Source organism: Arthrobacter sp. E1SS-5 (assembly GCF_057073715.1).
This window is the reverse complement of record NZ_CP172703.1, coordinates 1,211,104-1,227,732: the sequence shown is the minus strand read 5'-3', so window position 1 is coordinate 1,227,732 and position 16,629 is coordinate 1,211,104. Positions and strand designations below refer to the sequence as shown.

The window sequence follows — 16,629 nt, the reverse complement described above, 5'->3', positions numbered from 1 at the left end:
CGGTCATCCCTTGACGTAGGGGATGCCGCTGGCGGCCGGTCCCCTGGATTTGCCCACCAGGCCGGCGACTGCGAGCACGGTGACCAGGTAGGGCAGCATGGCCATGAACTGGCTGGGCACGGGCGTGCCGATGATGGTGACGATGCTCTGCAGGTTATCGGCGAATCCGAACAGGAGGGCGGCGAAGAAGGCACCCACCGGGTTCCAGCGTCCGAAGATCAGGGCGGCCAAGGCAATGAAGCCGCGGCCTCCGGAAATTTCCTTGGTGAAGCTGTCGATGGCGACAAGGGTGAAGAACGAGCCGCCGATGCCGGCGACGGCACCGCCAAGGGTGACGTTCCAGAACCGGGTGGCGTTGACGTTGATGCCCAGGGTGTCCGCCGCCTGCGGGTGCTCCCCCACAGCGCGGACACGCAGGCCCCACCTGGTCTTGAACAGTCCCACCCAGACCACCGCGACGGCGACGTACATGAGGTATCCCACCAACGACTGCCGGAACAGGATTGGCCCGATGATCGGGATGCTGGAGAGGACCGGAATGTCGATGACGTCCAGGCCGGGCGGCGAGTTGAACTGGGCCTTGTTGGCCTGCATGACGGTGCTGAAGAGGAAGCCGGTCACGCCGGAGACCAGCACGTTCAGGACGACGCCGACAATGATCTGGTTAACCAGGTACTTGATGCTGAACAGCGCCAGGACCATGGACACCACCGCGCCGGCTATGGCGGCCGCCAGCAGCCCGACCAAAGCACTCTTGGTCATGCTGGCAACGATGGCCGCGGTGAAGGCCCCGCCCAGGAGTTGCCCTTCAATGGCGATGTTCACCACTCCAACGCGCTCGCACAGGACACCGGAGAGCGAACCGAACACGAGTGGGACGGCCAGCGTGACCGACCCGGCGATGAGGCCAGCCAACGAGATCGCGGGAGTGCGGGCGCCGCCCACCACCCAGATAAGGAACGCGGCCACAAAGATCACGATGAACGTGACGGGCAGCCATCCGGGAACAGGCTGGTTCCTCGTCTTCAAATAGAGTGCGTAACCAGCCAAGGCAACGAGGAGTACCGACAGCGTGATGCCGCCGGCAAAGGCGCTGATTTCCAGCGCCGGGAGCTGGAAGAAGTCACCCTCGGTGGAGATGCCGAAGCTTGCCGTCTGCTGGGGAGCCAGGAGTCCGAAAAACACCAGGGAGATCAACGCGAACACGGTGAGCAGGACGGGGGTCTTCCAGCTGACCGGTTTGCCCGCAGGCGCCGCGGAGCGGGTGTCCGCCGTGGAGCCACCGGGCTGGGGGTTGCCTGGCCTGGACGATGAAACTGCTGTGCTCATGCGGCACCTCCGGTTGTGGCTGCCTGCCCGGACTTGGCTGCGCGCGCGGGCTTCCTGCGCCGGGGATTCAGGCCGAAAACGGCCCGGACCAGCGGCGGTGCGGCGATGAAAAGGACAATTAGGGACTGGACCACCAGGACGATGTCGATGGGGGTGCCGGTCTGGATCTGCATCTGGACCGCCCCGGCGCGGAAGGCTCCGAACAGCAGGCCGGCAGCGAAGGTGCCCCACGGCGTCGAACGCCCCAGCAGGGCAACCGTGATGGCGTCAAACCCGTACGTGGCGGCCACGCCGTCGGTCAGCACCTTTTCGGTGCCGGCAACCTGCGCCACGCCGGACATGCCGGCCAAGCCGCCCGCGATGGCCATGACCAGGATGGTGGAGCGGGAGACGTTGATGCCGGCGGTCTGCGCAGCCTTGGGGTTGGCACCCACTGCCCGAAACTCGAAGCCCAGCGTGGACCGGTTCAGGAGCCACCAAACCAGGACGGTGGCGGCGATGGCCAGGAGGAAGCCCAGGTGCAGCCGGTACTGGCTGCCCAGGATCTGCGGGTACACAGCACTGGGATCCAGGATGGGTGAAATGGGGTTGGACTCCCCCGGACGCTGGAATGCCGGGGTGTTCAGCAGGTAGCGCAGGAAGTAGAGCGCAATGTAATTGAACATGATGGTCAGGATGACTTCATGGGCTCCGGTCCGGGCTTTCAGCAGGCCCACCAGTCCCGCCCAGAGGGCGCCACCGACGATTCCGGCCACGAGCACCAGCAGCAGGTGCAGGCCGAACGGCAGGTGCAGTGCGAAGCCCACCCAGGCCGCCAGGATGCCTGCCACGATGATCTGGCCCTGTGCACCGATGTTGAACAGGCCCGCCCGGAAGGCCAGCGCGACGCCCAGGCCGGCAGTGATCAGCGGCGTGGCGATGGTGAGGGTTTCCATGAAGGGGGCAAACTGCGCGGCCACGCCGTTGCCCCGGGGGTTGAACACCGATCCCTGGAACAGTGCGATGTAGGAGCGGGTGGCGGCGTTCCATACCGCAGTGAGCATGTCCGTGGGCCTGGCGAAGAAGTAGCCGGACGTGGTGGCCACTTGCTTGTCCGTGATTGCGATGAGCAGGCCGCCGATGATCAGCGCCAGCAGCACCGCCAGGACCGACACCATGCCGCTGCCGGTAAAGATCCGGCGCAGCACGGTCTCGGAGCCACCCGGCAATTGTCCGCTTTGGGCCGTGGCCGGAACCGCCGAGGGCTGCATGGCCCCGCCGGCAGTGTCCACCGCCACCACCGCGGCTGTTTCTTCGACGGCCGGAGCCGCGGCATCCCGCGTGGTGTCAGCACCCTGCTGGTTCTCTTGGGCATGCTTGGGGGAAGGCTGGTCAGGCATGGTCGGCTCCCTCGGCGTTGGAGGTGGGGGCCGGCGTACCGGCCTGCGGGGTGTGTGCGTGCTCTTCCGGCGGTATGCCTGCCATCATGAGGCCCAGGATGTCCCGGCTGGTCCCGGAGGGAACCGTGCCCACCAGCCTGCCCTTGTAGAGCACCGCGATGCGGTCAGCCAGTTCCATGACTTCGTCCAGCTCGGTGGAAATGATCATCACGGGGGTTCCCTGGTCACGCTCGGCAACGATCCGCCGGTGCAGGAACTCGATGGAGCCAACGTCCACGCCGCGGGTGGGCTGGGAGGCGATGAACAGGCGCAAGGGGCGGGACAGTTCCCGGGCCATCACGAGCTTTTGCTGGTTGCCGCCGGAAAGTGTTCCCGCGGCGGATGCGGCGGAGGGTGCGCGCACGTCGAATTCCCCGATGCGTGCCTTGGCGTTTTCCATGATTTTCGCCGGGCTCATGCTGATCCCCTTGGCGAACGGCGGCTTGTCATAAAGGTCCAGGATCAGGTTCTCGGCCACGGAGAAGGTGCCCACCAGCCCGTCCACGGTGCGGTCTTCGGGAACAAAGCCAACCCCCGCGTCCAGGACTTCCTTGACGGACCGGCCCACCAGTTCCTTGCCGTCCAGGACGATGGAGCCGGTAACGCGGTCCTGCAGGCCCAGGATGGCTTCGGTGAGTTCGGTCTGCCCGTTGCCCTGCACCCCGGCGATGGCCAGGATCTCACCGCGCTTGATGTGGAAGCTGAGGTGGTCCACCACGTGCTGGCCGTTGGGCGCCACGACGGTAAGGTCGCTGACTTCGAATGTGGTTTCCTTGGGCTGGGCAGGGGCTTTGTCCAGGTTCAGGCTGACGGCCCGGCCCACCATCATTGAGGCGAGTTCGGTGGTGGAAGCGGCAGGATCCGCGGTGCCTACCACCTTGCCACGCCGGATCACGGTGATGGTGTCCGAAACTTCCTTGACCTCGCGCAGCTTGTGCGAGATGAACACGATGGAGGTGCCGCGCGACTTGAGCTGGCGCATGATGTCCAGGAGTTCGTCGGTCTCCTGTGGCGTCAGTACGGCCGTGGGTTCGTCGAGGATGAGGACCTTGGCGTTGCGCACCAGGGCCTTGATGATTTCGACCCTTTGCTGCACGCCCACCGGCAGGTCCTCCACCAGGGCGTCCGGGTCCACGTCGAAGCCGTATTGGTCTGAAATTTCCTTGATGCGCTGCCTGGTTTGGTCCAGGTTGAGGAAGCCTGCGGCTTTGGTGGGCTCGGCACCGAGTGCAACGTTTTCCGCCACGGTGAACACCGGCACCAGCATGAAGTGCTGGTGCACCATGCCGATGCCCGCGGCCATGGCGTCGCCCGGGCCGCGGAAGCTGACGGGCTTGTCATCGACGAGGATTTCGCCCTCGGTGGGCTCGTAGAGCCCGTAGAGCACGTTCATCAGGGTGGACTTGCCCGCCCCGTTTTCTCCAAGGAGGCAGTGGATCTGTCCCGGCTCAACCACCACGTCGATGTGGTCGTTGGCCAGCAGCGTGCCAAAGCGTTTAGTGATCCCTCGAAGCTCAAGTTTCAAAACTCTGACCAATCTCGAAGCGCCCGGTGATCAGACCGGGCGGGATATGTGGCTGCAGCACCAGCCTAGTGGCTGCAGTCCCGGGAGGAGCCGGCCGTGCGCGGTAAACGTTCGGCCAGCAAAAAGCGCCACCGCCCGGCCAGTGGGTGACGGGCCGGCGGCGGCGCTTCCTGTAATGGATCAGGCCTTGGGGCTTGCTGCGGACTCAACCTTCAGCTTGCCGTCCACAATGTCCTTCTTGATCTTCTCGAGGTCGGACTTCAGTTCCGCGGGGACCTGGGAATCGAGGTCGTGGAAGGGTGCCAACTGCACGCCGTCGTTGGCAAGGGTGCCTACGTACGGAGTGTTGTTGAACTTGCCGTCCTTGTCCTCGGTAACCACGGTTTCCACGGCCTCGCCCATCTGCTTCATGACGGAGGAGAGCATGATGCCCTTGTAGTCCGGTGCGGTGAGGTAGCCGTCGGAGTCAACCCAGATGAGCTTGACGTCCTTGCCGGCAGCCTTGGCCTCGTTGAGCGCGGCTCCCGCACCCTTGCCAACCGGACCGGCCACGGGCATAACGATGTCCGCGCCCTGGTCCAGGAAGTTCTTGGTCAGCTGCTTGCCAACGTCCTGCTTTTCGAAGTCGCCCGTGAAGCTGCCGTCCTGGGAGTCCTTGTTCCAGCCGAGCAGCTTGACGTTCTTGCCCTTTTGCTGGTTGTAGTACTTCACGCCGTCGGCGTAGCCGTCCATGAAAATGGTCACGGTGGGGATCTTGATTCCGCCGAAGGTGGCCACGGTGCCGGTCTTGGTGGTTCCTGCTGCCAGGTAGCCGGCCAGGAATGCGGCCTGTGCGGTGTCGTAGATGATGGGCTTGACGTTGCTGATGGGCTGGTCGTAGCCGAAGTCGATAATGGCGAAGTGCTTGTCCGGGTTGGCGGTGGCCTGGGCCTTGGTGGCGTCACCGAGCAGGAAGCCCACGGTGATGGTCAGGTTGCAGCCGGCCGTGACCATGGCGCGCAGGTTTGGCTCGAAGTCGTTGTTGGTCTTGGACTCGATCTGGTTGACCTTGATGCCAAGGTCCTTCTCGGTCTTCTTCAGGCCCTCGTAGGAGGACTGGTTGAAGGACTGGTCGTCGAACCCACCGGAGTCGGACACGATGCAGCCGGTGTAGTCGCTGGCCCCTGCTGACGGGGTGCTTCCGGCCTCGGGGGCGGCACCGCAGGCGGTGAGCACAAGCGCGGACGCACCGAGGGTGGCCACGCCTGCCATTGAACCGCGCTTGAAGACGGCACGGAGTGTTTTCTTCAATTTTCCTCCAGGGGATGATGCGAGTGGCGCTACGGGCTGGAATTCAATGAGGGTGACGTTTCGGCGCTGAAATTTTGGTTTCACTGAAGGCACGCAGCATGCGCCGGAGCGCAGTGATGGCACCTACTTTAGTGGCCTGCGACACGTCCCAATAGCACGCCGGGAGTCCATCCGGAGGATTGTTTACAAGTTGTTACCAAGCAGTAGGGGCACCGCTGAATGTGGTGCCCCTACTGCTTGTGCGTCGGCCTGGCGGCTACAGTCGGACGAGCATTTTCCCGGTGTTTGCCCCATCCAGGAGGTCCATGAAGGCCTGCGGCGCGTTCTCCAGCCCGTCCACGATCGTCTCGTCGTAGCGCACGGTCCCGTCGGCCAGCCAACCGGCCATTTTCTCCGCGAACTCGGCGGCGTGCTGGCGCTGCCCGCCTACCAGGAAACCGCGCAGGGTGAGTTGCTTGCCGATTGCCTGCATCAGGTTGTGCGGCGCAGGGGTGGGTTCGGTGGAGTTGTACTGTGCGATGGCACCGCACATGGCCACACGGCCGCCCACATTGAGGACCGCCAGGGCGGCCTCCAGGTGCTCACCGCCCACATTGTCGAAGTAGACGTCGATGCCCGCCGGGCCTGCCGCCTTCTCCAGCTGCTCCACGACGGGACCGTCGTGGTAGTCGAAGGCGGCGTCGAAGCCGAGCTCCAGGAGGCGTGCCACCTTGGCGGGCGAGCCTGCGGAGCCGATGACCCGTGAGGCGCCCATGGCTTTGGCGATCTGCCCCACCAGGGAGCCCACCGCGCCCGCTGCGCCCGAGACGAAGACGGCGTCACCGGGCTTGAACTCCGCAACCTTCAACAGCCCGGTGTACGCCGTGAGCCCGGTCATGCCCAGGGCACCAAGGAAAGCGGAAGCGGGCGCCAGGTCGGTGCGTGCCGGGGTGGCAGCGCTGCCGTCCACCACGGCGTACTCGCGCCAACCAAGGGAATGGACGACGACGTCGCCCTCCTTGTGTGCCGACGAACGGGACGCGACCACCTCGCCCACCGCGCCGCCGTCGAGCGCTTTGCCCACGGCGAAGGGGGCGGAGTAGGACTTGACGTCATTCATGCGGCCGCGCATGTAGGGGTCCACGGACATGAAGAGGTTGCGCACCAGGATCTGGCCGTCTTCAAGCGCGGGCAGCGCGGACTCTGCCAGTTCGAAGTTGTCGCCGGTGGGACGCCCCACAGGACGGGAGGCGAGCCGGATTTCACGGGTGGTGGTTGCCAGGGCTGTGCTCATGCTGCGTACTCCAGAATCTTGAGGTCGACGTTGATGTTGCCGCGGGTGGCATTCGAATAGGGGCATACCTGATGTGCCTTGGCCACCAGGTCCTCTGCGGTGGCGAGATCCAGGGCGGGGAGGGCGATTTCCAGCTCGGCGGCCAGCCCAAAGCCTGCGCCGCCGTCCAACTGCCCCAGGTGGATCTTCGCTGCCACTGCAGAATCCGTCAGGTCCGCGCCGGCCTTGCGGCCCACCAGGCGAAGGGCTGAGTGGAAGCAGGCGGCGTATCCAGCGGCGAAGAGCTGTTCGGGGTTGGTGCCCTGGCCGTTGCCGCCCAGTTCGACGGGGCTGGCCAGGTCCACTGCCAGCCTGCCGTCGTTGCTGCGCGCGGTACCGTCGCGCCCTTCGCCGGAGGCAAGCGCCTCGGCGGTGTAGAGAGTCTTCACGAAAGATGTCCGTCCTGTTGTGGGATGGTGCAGGGTTTAGCGCCGGGGGTTACAGCGACTAAAGCGATTGATGCAGTGCGGCCGTGAGCTTGCCCAGGGTGGCCCTCAGTTGTTCGAGTTCGTCCAGGGAAAGCCCGGCGGCGTCAGCCAGCCGCTGCGGGATGGCACTGGCCGGGCCGCTCAGGCTTCGCCCGGCCGGAGTCAGGTGGATGGCGACGCGGCGCTCATCCTCGCCGGACCGCCGGCGCTCCACGAGCCCGAGTACTTCCAGGCGCTTGAGGAGCGGGGACAGGGTGCCTGAGTCCAGTCCGAGTTCCCCGCCGAGTTCCTTCACGCCGCGCGGCTCGCTTTCCCACAGCACCAGCATCACCAGGTACTGCGGGTAGGTAAGCCCCAGTTCGTCGAGGATGGGCCGGTAGACCGCCGTGGCGGCCCGGGAGGCTGAGTACAACGCAAAACAGACTTGCCGGTCCAGGCGGGGCGCTTCGGTCATGAATCAACCGTAGCGCACAACTAAATTGTGCACAACTTACCTGAGGCAAGGCAGCCAAGCTTAGGCCGCCGTCGTGCTGTCCCGACGACGGGCCGCGCCTTTTGGTGGCGGGCCCACCCACGGATGGCGGAGCTACGGGATGGAGGGCTGCTCGAGGTCCCGGATGGTCCGCAGGGCCGCGGCGGTGAGCACCCGGATGCCCAGGCCCAGGGAGCGCTCGTCCAGGATGTAGTCGCCCCGGTGGAGGTCGTAGTCCTCGCCGCCGGGTGTCTTGGTGCCCAGGCGCATCATTGCTCCGGGAAGCTCGGCCAGGAACCAGGCAAAGTCCTCGCCGCCCATGGACTGCGGGGTGAGCACCACTGCGCTTTCGCCGATTTCAGCGCGGGCAGCGGCCTCGATCAGTGCCGTCTCGTGTTCGGAGTTCACCACCGGCGGCACTCCCCTGGTGTGCTCCAGGTGCACATCCACGCCGTAAGGCGCGGCCACTTGGTGGACCACCTCGTCAAGGAGCTCGCCGGCGGCGTGCCAGGCTTCCCGGTCCAGGCAGCGCATGGTGCCTGCCATGTAGCCGGAGCCGGGAATGGCGTTGGGCGCGGAGCCTGCGGTGATCTGCCCCCACACCACGGACACGCCACTTCGGACGTCCACGCGGCGGGACAGAACGGCCGGCACATTGACCGCAATCTGGGCCAGGGCGAACACCAGGTCCTCGGTGAGGTGCGGCCGAGAGGTGTGGCCGCCCCGGCCGGAGAGTTCGATCCGGATGGTGTCGGAGGCGGACGTGATGGCGCCGATCCGGGTTCCCACCTTGCCCACCTCGATCCGGGGGTCGCAGTGCAATGCCAGAATCCGCGGAACGCCCTCCAGGACACCCTGCTCGATGCACGAGTGCGCGCCGCCGGGCATGGTCTCTTCCGCGGGCTGGAAGATGATCCGGACGGTGGCGCCGAGGGGCGACTCCTGGTGCATGCGGTTCAGGACCAGGGCGATGCCCAGCATGGTGGTGGTGTGCACGTCGTGGCCGCAGGCGTGCGTGACGCCATGGTTCTTCGACGCGAACGGCAGGCCCGTTTCCTCGATGATCGGCAGGGCATCGATGTCGCCCCGCAGCGCGGTGGCGATGGGGCCTTCACCCACGTCAACCGTCAGCCCGGTGCCTTCCAAGCGGCGGGGGCTCAGGCCGGCGGCTTCCAGCCGCTCGGCAAGCTTGTCGGTGGTGCGGAACTCCTTAAAGGACAGTTCCGGGTGCGCATGGAGGTCCCGGCGGAATTCGATCAGTTCCGGCAGGAGCGGTTCGAGCCACGGAGCCACCAGGGCGGTGGGCTCGGCTTCAGTCGTGTAATTGCGCACTGCTTCACTCTAGCGACGGTACGGGCATAAGCACCCATTCACTGACGCCGCATTACATCCGGAACCTGCCGGCACCCGAAGGGGCCGGCAGGTTCCAAGGTCAGAGGACGTCCGTGTCCCCGCTTGCCTTGAGGGCATCCACGGCGGCCTTTACGCGCTGCGAGTTGGCCATGGTGGTCACCAGCAGGGCATCGGGGGTATCGACGATGACAACGTCCTGGATGCCGATCAGGGCGATGACGCGCTTGGTGTCGGTGACCACCACGCCGCTTGAGTTCTCGGTGAAAACGCGGGCACCTTCGCCAAGGACAGTGACGTCGTCCACTTCCTTGGCGCTGTTCAGCCGGCCCACGGAGGCGAAGTCGCCGACGTCGTCCCAGCGGAAGGTTCCGGGCACGACGGCGACGTCCCCGGCTTCGGCGGCGGGCTCGGCCACTGCGTAGTCGATGGCGATCTTCGGCAGGGTGGGCCAGATGCGCGCGGTGACCTCGTCACGCTGCGGGGTGTCCCAGGCACGGGCGATTTCCTGCAGGCCCTGGAACAGCTCCGGCTGGTTGGCTTCGAGGTGCTTGAGCATCAAGGACACGGGCGCCACGAACATGCCGGCGTTCCATACGTAGTCACCGCTGTCCACGTACTGCTGGGCCACCACTTCGTCCGGCTTCTCGACGAACTCCACCACGTCGTGGGCACTGGGAGCGCCTTCGATGTTCAGCGCCTTGCCGGAACGGATGTAGCCGAAACCCGTGGACGGGTGGGTGGGCTTGATGCCGATGGTCACGATCTTGCCGGCGGCGGCCGTGTGGATCGCCTCGCGGACGGCCTGCTGGAACAGGTGGTCCGGGCTGATCACCTGGTCGGCAGCGAACGAACCCATGATGGTGTCGGGATCGCGTTCATGCAGGATTGCCGCAGCGAGGCCGATGGCTGCGCCCGAGTCCTTGGGTTCGGACTCAAGGACGAGGTCGGCGTCGTGGACTTCCGGAAGCTGCCGGCACACGGCTTCACGGTGCGCCTGGCCGGTAACCACCAGCATCCGGCTGCCCGCCAGTGGCTGCAGCCGGTCGTAGGTGGCGCGCAGCAAGGTGCTGCCCGATCCGGTGAGATCGTGAAGGAACTTGGGAGCTGCTGCTCGTGACAGGGGCCAGAGGCGGGTCCCCACTCCGCCTGCCGGAATCACCGCAATGAAGCGGTCAATGGGTGATGCCGGGCTTGTCACTTTGTCTGTACTCATCACGGCTACTTTAGCCGAAGGGCCGCATCCGGCTCCTGTGGCTGCGCAATGGTCCCGCATTTTGCGGCACTCCCCCGCCCGCTGGCTCCGAAAAAGCCCGCCGCCATGTGGCGTTGGTCTCATTTCCCCCGAAAATCCGCACCAGCACTGGGCACCAATAAACGCCTAAATTGAATAAGCTGTTAGCGGAGCCTAGATTTAGGCCTGAGCTACGAGTGCTCTCGCAGCAGGCGTTCCCCCCGCATGGATCTCATGCCAGCGCCGCTGTGTTGCAGGGAGGTTTATCAGTGCCGACAAAACCAGCTGGCACCTTGTACCGCGGCCGTGAAGGCATGTGGTCCTGGGTAGGACACCGCATTACCGGTGTAGTGATCTTTTTCTTCTTGTTGGTCCACGTCCTGGACACCTCCTTGGTGCGTGTGTCACCGGAGGCCTACACCGCCGTGATCGGCGCCTACAAGAACCCCCTGATGGCGCTGGGCGAGACCGGCCTCGTTGCCGCCATCGTCTTCCACGCCTTCAACGGCCTGCGCATCATTGCGGTCGACTTCTGGAAGAAGGGCGCCAAGTACCAGCGGCAGATGCTGTGGGCAGTATTGGCCCTCTGGGTCGTGACCATGGTTGCCTTCTCCATCCGCCACCTGTCCCTCGCCCTCGGAGGTCACTAAGCCATGACTGCAACCATCGAGAGCCCCCGCAGCGGGCGGATCGCCCCCCAGTACCGCCGCAGCGGCGGGTCCAAGGGCAACTTCGAGATGATCGCCTGGCTGTTCATGCGCCTTTCCGGCGTGGTGCTGGTGGTCCTCATCTTCGGCCACCTGTTCGTGAACCTCATGGTGGGCGAAGGCATCCACGCCATCGACTTCGGCTTCGTTGCCGGCAAGTGGGCGGACCCGTTCTGGCAGTTCTGGGACCTGGCCATGCTATGGCTGGCCATGCTGCACGGCACCAACGGCGTGCGGACCATCATCAACGACTACGCCGAGAAGACCTCCACCCGCCGCTGGCTGAAGACCGTGCTTTACGCGGCAGCCGTGGTCATCATTCTCCTGGGCACCCTGGTGATCTTCACCTTCAACCCGTGCCCCGTGGTGAACGGCGTTGCCCTTCCGGGCGGTTTCTGCCCTGCCTAGCACTGGCACAACCCCGGGCCCGCGGGCTTTCCCGCGGGCCCTGTTTTGCGGAGCAGGCAAAGCCGCCCCGTTGTTTCATAGCGAATTTTGAGAGAAAGAGCGTCTGGTATGCAGGTCCATAAGTACGACGTCGTCATCGTCGGTGCCGGTGGCGCTGGCATGCGCGCCGCGATCGAATCCGGTCAGCGCGCCCGCACAGCAGTACTGACCAAGCTCTACCCCACCCGCTCGCACACGGGTGCGGCACAGGGTGGCATGTGTGCTGCCCTTGCCAACGTCGAGGAAGACAACTGGGAATGGCACACGTTCGACACCGTCAAGGGCGGCGACTACCTGGTTGACCAGGACGCAGCCGAGGTCATGGCCAAGGAAGCCATCGACGCCGTGCTGGACCTGGAAAAGATGGGCCTGCCCTTCAACCGCACGCCCGAGGGCCGGATCGACCAGCGGCGTTTCGGCGGCCACACCCGCGACCACGGCAAGGCACCGGTCCGCCGAGCATGCTACGCCGCGGACCGCACCGGCCACATGATCCTGCAGACCCTGTACCAAAACTGCGTCAAGCACAACGTTGAGTTCTACAACGAGTACTACGTCCTGGACCTGCTGACCGTTGAAGAGGACGCTGTCCGCGCAGACGGCACGCCCTACAAGCAGAAGCGTGTTGCCGGCGTCGTCTCCTACGACCTCGCGTCCGGTGAACTGCACGTCTTCCAGGCCAAGTCCGTGGTGTTCGCCTCCGGCGGTGCGGGCAAGGTCTTCAAGACCACCTCCAACGCCCACACCCTGACCGGTGACGGCATGGGCATCGCCTTCCGCCGCGGCATCCCGCTGGAGGACATGGAGTTCTTCCAGTTCCACCCGACAGGCCTTGCGGGCCTGGGCATCCTCCTGTCCGAGGCCGCCCGCGGTGAAGGTGCCATCCTCCGCAATTCGGAGGGTGAGCGCTTCATGGAGCGCTACGCCCCCACCATCAAGGACCTGGCGCCGCGTGACATCGTGGCCCGCTCCATGGCCAACGAGGTGCGCGAAGGCCGCGGCTGCGGCCCGAACAAGGATTACGTCCTCCTGGACCTGACGCACCTGGAGCCGGCGCACATCGATGCGAAGCTTCCGGACATCACCGAGTTCGCCCGCACCTACCTGGGCGTGGAACCGTACACGGAGCCGGTGCCGGTGTTCCCCACCGCGCACTATGCCATGGGCGGCATCCCCACGAACATCGAGACCGAGGTCCTGCAGGACAACGACACCGTGATCCCCGGCCTGTACGCCGCGGGTGAAGTGGCGTGCGTGTCCGTCCACGGCTCCAACCGCCTGGGCACCAACTCGCTGCTGGACATCAACGTGTTCGGCAAGCGCGCCGGCATCGCCGCAGCCGAGTACGCCAAGACCGCACAGTTCGTGGAACTGCCGGAGAACCCGCTGGCCTACACCACCGAACTGCTGGACGTTGCCCGCAACGGCACCGGCGACGAAAAGGTGGCGCAGATCCGCAAGGAACTGCAGGACACCATGGACGCCAACATGCAGGTGTTCCGCACCGCGGACACCCTGAACCAGGTGCTGCGCGACATCGCCTCCTTCGAGGAGCGGTACAAGCGCATCAACGTCCAGGACAAGGGCAAGCGCTTCAACCTGGACCTGCTCGAGGCCGTTGAGCTCGGCTTCCTGCTGGAACTGGCCAAGGTGATGACCGTGGCCGCCCTGCACCGCGAGGAATCCCGCGGCGGACACTTCCGCGAGGACTTCCCCGAGCGTGACGACGAGAAATTCATGAAGCACTCCATGGCGTACAAGGATGACCACGCGCCGGCTGACGGATCGGCGGAATCAATCGCCGGCATCCGCCTCGCCACCAAGCCGGTTGTCTTTACCCGCTACGAGCCGATGGTGAGGAAGTACTAAGATGACCGCTGAAATCGCTGAGCCAGCCTCAAAGGTTGAACTTCCTGCCGGCGTTGGCGGAGGCGGGGAAATCCCCACGTTCGATGTCCACATGCGCGTGCGCCGGTACAACCCGGAGGTTTCCGAGGAAGCTACCTGGGATGACTTCCACCTGACCATGTACGGCACGGACCGTGTCCTGGATGCCCTCCACAAGGTGAAGTGGGAGATGGACGGCACCCTGTCCTTCCGCCGCTCCTGCGCCCACGGCGTGTGCGGCTCTGACGCCATGCGCATCAACGGCCGCAACCGCCTCGCCTGCAAGACGCTGCTGAAGGACTTGGACACGTCCAAGCCCATCACGGTGGAGCCCATCAAGGGCCTGCCGGTGGAGAAGGACCTGATCGTGGACATGGAACCTTTCTTCCAGTCGTACCGCGAAGTCATGCCCTTCCTGATCAACAAGGGCCACGAGCCCACCCGGGAACGCCTGCAGTCCGCCGAGGACCGTGAGCGCTTTGACGACACCACCAAGTGCATCCTGTGCGCCGCGTGCACGTCCTCCTGCCCGGTGTTCTGGACCGACGGCCAGTACTTCGGCCCCGCCGCGATCGTCAACGCGCACCGCTTCATTTTCGATTCCCGTGATGATGCCGGCGACATGCGCCTGGAGATCCTCAACGACAAGGAAGGCGTGTGGCGCTGCCGCACCACCTTCAACTGCTCCGAGGCGTGCCCCCGCGGCATCCAGGTCACCCAGGCCATCGCGGAGGTCAAGCAGGCAATCCTGGCCCGCCGGATCTAGGTTCGTTCACCAACAGCTATAACGGCCGACGGCGTCGCTCACCACGTGTGGTGGCGGCGCCGTCGTCGTATCCGCACAGAAAGGGTCCCCTTTGTCCCGCTCCGAAAAAGTCACCTTCGCCGGATCCACAGGCGAGCTGCTGTCCGGCATCATCGACGTCCCGGAAGGTCCCGTCAAGGGCTGGGGCGTCTTCTCGCACGGGTTCACCCTGGGCAAGGACAGCCCCTCTGCGGCCCGGATGTGCAAGGCGTTGGCGGACAGCGGCATCGGGATGCTGCGCTTCGACAACCTGGGCTTGGGCGGCTCCGCAGGCGAATGGTCCGAAGGTTCATTCAGCCACAAGGTGGCCGACACGGTGAAGGCAGCAGAGTTCATGCGCAGCGAGGGGAAGGAGATTTCCCTCCTGGTGGGGCACTCCTTTGGCGGCGCAGCAGTCCTTGCTGCCGCACGGGAGATTCCGGAGCTCGACGCCGTTGCCACCGTGGGCGCGCCCTTCTCCCCCAAGCACGTGGCCCACGTCTTCGACACGGCACTGGACAGGATCCTGAGCGAGGGCAGCGCCGAGGTGGATCTGGGCGGCAAGCGGGTGGAGATCCGCAGGCACTTCGTGGAGGATCTGGAAAATGCCGACCTGACCGACTGCATCAAGCAGCTTCACAAGCCCCTGATGGTGCTGCACTCCCCCACCGACAACACCGTGGGGATCGAGAACGCCAGCACCATCTTCCAGACCGCCCGGCACCCGCGGAACTTTGTCTCCCTCGAGGGCAGCGACCACCTGCTGACGGGGAAGGGCCAGGCCGCCCGTGCCGCGCGCATCATCGCGGCCTGGGCCGACCAGTACCTCGACGCCGCGTCAGCCTGACGCCCTGCCCGCGGCGCCACGGGCAGCTACTTGCCGATCGCTGCCTTGCTCTCACTGAGCCACTGTTCGGCGGCTTTTTCCGGCGTTAGCCGCTTGAACAGGACGTCGGTGTTGATCCGGGCGGTAATCTCCGAAACGGCGGTGGAACCGGTGGGGCCGATGTACGTTGGCGCAAAGTCCATCTTTCCGATCTGGTTGATGTACTCCGCTTCCACCTTGCCCTGCGGTGTCAGCAGGTCCTGGATAGCGGCGCGCATCTCGGAGTTGCCGGGAATGCCCCGGTCGCTCTGGATGATCTTGGCCGCGGCCTGGTTGTTGACCAGGAAGTTCACGAGCTTGGCGGCGGCATCGGTGTGCTTGCTGCGGGCGGAGATGGTGTAGAACTGCGAGGACTGGAGCCAGATTCCCGGGGTGGGTTTTTCGCCGGGAAGCTTCAGGAGTTTCAGGTCTGCGCCGGAGGCCTTGCTGAGGGCGGTCAGTGAGTTGCTCCAGGTGAGCATCATCCCTGCCTTGCCCATGCCCATCAGGGTTTGCTCAGTGCTGACATTGAGCTTTTCCACCGTCTCCGACGCGCTTGGAGCCGCACCGGATTCGCTGAGCTTCAGCGAATAGTCAAAGTAGTCCTGCACCGTCTGCTTGCTTAATCCCAGCTGCCCGTCCTGGGTGTAGAGCGATTCTCCGCGCTGTCGGGCGAAGGCATCCAAAGAGTCATGGGTGAGGACGGTCGCCGTTCCGTAGGTCCCCTTGGGACTCTTGGCCGTGATGTCGCCGGCGATCCTGGCGAAGTCATCCCAGCTCCATGTGCTGTCATCCGGCATGGGGACGCCCGCTGCCTTGAAGACCGCGGGATTCACGACGATCGCCAAGGCGTTGGCCCCCGTGGAGACTCCGTACTGCTTGCCCTTAACCTGGCCGTTCTCCAGGGCGCCCTGGTCGATCTTGGACAAGTCCAGGGAGCCCTGCACCTTGGTCAGGTCCAGCAGCGCGCCCCTGTTGGCGTACTCCGCGGGGTAGGCACCGCCCATGGTGATGACGTCCGGGGCGTCGTTGGCCGCCATCTGCGTGGCGAGCTTGTCGAAGTAACCGCCGATGTCGCCGTATTCCGGCTTGACCTTGATGTTGGGATTGGCAGCCTCGAATTCCGCAATGGCCTTGTTGGTCAGGTCGGCCCGGCCGGCATTGCCCCACCAGGAGAACCGGATTTCCACTGGCCCGTCCTCGGCTTTATTAGACGATGGGCTGGAACAGCCGGCGGTTACGGCCAAAAGGGCCGCGGCCGTCAGCACGGCAAGGGATTTACGGACTTTTCCGGCGGTGGGGCGCGTCATTGCACAGGCTTCTTCCGTGATGAGGGGGAATTGAGGTGACTGGGAAAGCGGTTTCGTGAAACGTATCAACGACGAATGAAGCCCGTCAATAGGTTCCGGGCCGGCCCGGCCCTCCGTTAGTGCCCGAAATTTTTCGGGGCGGGAGGCTGCGCCAAGGTCCTTGACACTCCCTTGGAAGCAGCCAAGGATAGTAGGGCCAGAAAGCGCTTTCTAGCGCCTGGCGCTTCCCTTCCCGAAAGGGAGGACCGCGTCGGCTCAGGAAGAGCCGCGG

The 16,629-nt window shown here is 65.0% G+C and carries 15 protein-coding genes; 5 read left to right on the top strand and 10 right to left on the bottom strand.

The window, feature by feature from the left end:
• Window positions 1-3: 3 nt before the first annotated feature.
• From ACIGJD_RS05770 to ACIGJD_RS05730, 9 genes are all read right to left on the bottom strand, one after another.
• Window positions 4-1,329: an ABC transporter permease gene (locus tag ACIGJD_RS05770; protein ID WP_483688699.1), complete on the bottom strand. Its 1,326-nt coding sequence runs from the start codon at window positions 1,327-1,329 to the stop codon at window positions 4-6.
• A complete protein-coding gene (locus ACIGJD_RS05765; protein ID WP_483688698.1) occupies window positions 1,326-2,708 on the bottom strand; it encodes an ABC transporter permease in 1,383 nt (460 codons plus the stop codon). The genes ACIGJD_RS05770 and ACIGJD_RS05765 overlap by 4 nt, the downstream gene beginning before the upstream one ends.
• On the bottom strand, window positions 2,701-4,272 hold the full coding sequence (locus ACIGJD_RS05760) for an ABC transporter ATP-binding protein (protein ID WP_483688697.1): 1,572 nt from the start codon (window positions 4,270-4,272) through the stop codon (window positions 2,701-2,703). Before ACIGJD_RS05760 ends, ACIGJD_RS05765 begins: the two co-directional genes overlap by 8 nt.
• A 180-nt stretch (window positions 4,273-4,452) precedes the next feature.
• Window positions 4,453-5,562: a BMP family lipoprotein gene (locus ACIGJD_RS05755; protein ID WP_483688696.1), complete on the bottom strand. Its 1,110-nt coding sequence runs from the start codon at window positions 5,560-5,562 to the stop codon at window positions 4,453-4,455.
• 256 nt (window positions 5,563-5,818) lie between these two features.
• A complete protein-coding gene (locus ACIGJD_RS05750; RefSeq protein ID WP_483688695.1) occupies window positions 5,819-6,835 on the bottom strand; it encodes an NADP-dependent oxidoreductase in 1,017 nt (338 codons plus the stop codon).
• A complete protein-coding gene (locus ACIGJD_RS05745) occupies window positions 6,832-7,263 on the bottom strand; it encodes an organic hydroperoxide resistance protein (RefSeq protein WP_142130706.1) in 432 nt (143 codons plus the stop codon). The genes ACIGJD_RS05750 and ACIGJD_RS05745 overlap by 4 nt, the downstream gene beginning before the upstream one ends.
• A 58-nt stretch (window positions 7,264-7,321) precedes the next feature.
• Window positions 7,322-7,756 (bottom strand): MarR family winged helix-turn-helix transcriptional regulator, encoded by a 435-nt coding sequence (locus ACIGJD_RS05740; RefSeq protein WP_483688694.1) that lies wholly within the window; start codon window positions 7,754-7,756, stop codon window positions 7,322-7,324.
• Between the two features lie 132 nt (window positions 7,757-7,888).
• The gene (locus ACIGJD_RS05735) at window positions 7,889-9,106 is read right to left on the bottom strand and encodes an amidohydrolase (protein ID WP_483688693.1); all 1,218 of its coding nucleotides are present in this window, start codon (window positions 9,104-9,106) and stop codon (window positions 7,889-7,891) included.
• Between the two features lie 100 nt (window positions 9,107-9,206).
• The gene (locus ACIGJD_RS05730; RefSeq protein WP_483688692.1) at window positions 9,207-10,340 is read right to left on the bottom strand and encodes a mannose-1-phosphate guanylyltransferase; all 1,134 of its coding nucleotides are present in this window, start codon (window positions 10,338-10,340) and stop codon (window positions 9,207-9,209) included.
• Between the two features lie 332 nt (window positions 10,341-10,672).
• On the opposite strand from ACIGJD_RS05730, the gene sdhC reads away from it, so the two are divergent.
• From sdhC to ACIGJD_RS05705, 5 genes are all read left to right on the top strand, one after another.
• A complete protein-coding gene (gene sdhC, locus ACIGJD_RS05725; protein ID WP_026265921.1) occupies window positions 10,673-11,008 on the top strand; it encodes a succinate dehydrogenase, cytochrome b556 subunit in 336 nt (111 codons plus the stop codon).
• Between the two features lie 3 nt (window positions 11,009-11,011).
• Window positions 11,012-11,473: a succinate dehydrogenase hydrophobic membrane anchor subunit gene (locus ACIGJD_RS05720; RefSeq protein ID WP_142130710.1), complete on the top strand. Its 462-nt coding sequence runs from the start codon at window positions 11,012-11,014 to the stop codon at window positions 11,471-11,473.
• Window positions 11,474-11,581: 108 nt separating this feature from the next.
• Window positions 11,582-13,381, top strand: a complete 1,800-nt coding sequence (gene sdhA, locus ACIGJD_RS05715; RefSeq protein WP_483688691.1) for a succinate dehydrogenase flavoprotein subunit — start codon at window positions 11,582-11,584, stop codon at window positions 13,379-13,381.
• A gap of 1 nt (window position 13,382) precedes the next feature.
• Entirely contained in the window at window positions 13,383-14,165 is a 783-nt protein-coding gene (locus tag ACIGJD_RS05710; protein WP_142130712.1) for a succinate dehydrogenase iron-sulfur subunit, read from the top strand.
• Between the two features lie 91 nt (window positions 14,166-14,256).
• Window positions 14,257-15,030, top strand: a complete 774-nt coding sequence (locus tag ACIGJD_RS05705; RefSeq protein ID WP_483688690.1) for an alpha/beta hydrolase — start codon at window positions 14,257-14,259, stop codon at window positions 15,028-15,030.
• A gap of 26 nt (window positions 15,031-15,056) precedes the next feature.
• Here ACIGJD_RS05705 and ACIGJD_RS05700 read toward each other — a convergent pair whose 3' ends face one another.
• A complete protein-coding gene (locus ACIGJD_RS05700; RefSeq protein ID WP_483688689.1) occupies window positions 15,057-16,358 on the bottom strand; it encodes an ABC transporter substrate-binding protein in 1,302 nt (433 codons plus the stop codon).
• Window positions 16,359-16,629 lie beyond the last annotated feature (271 nt).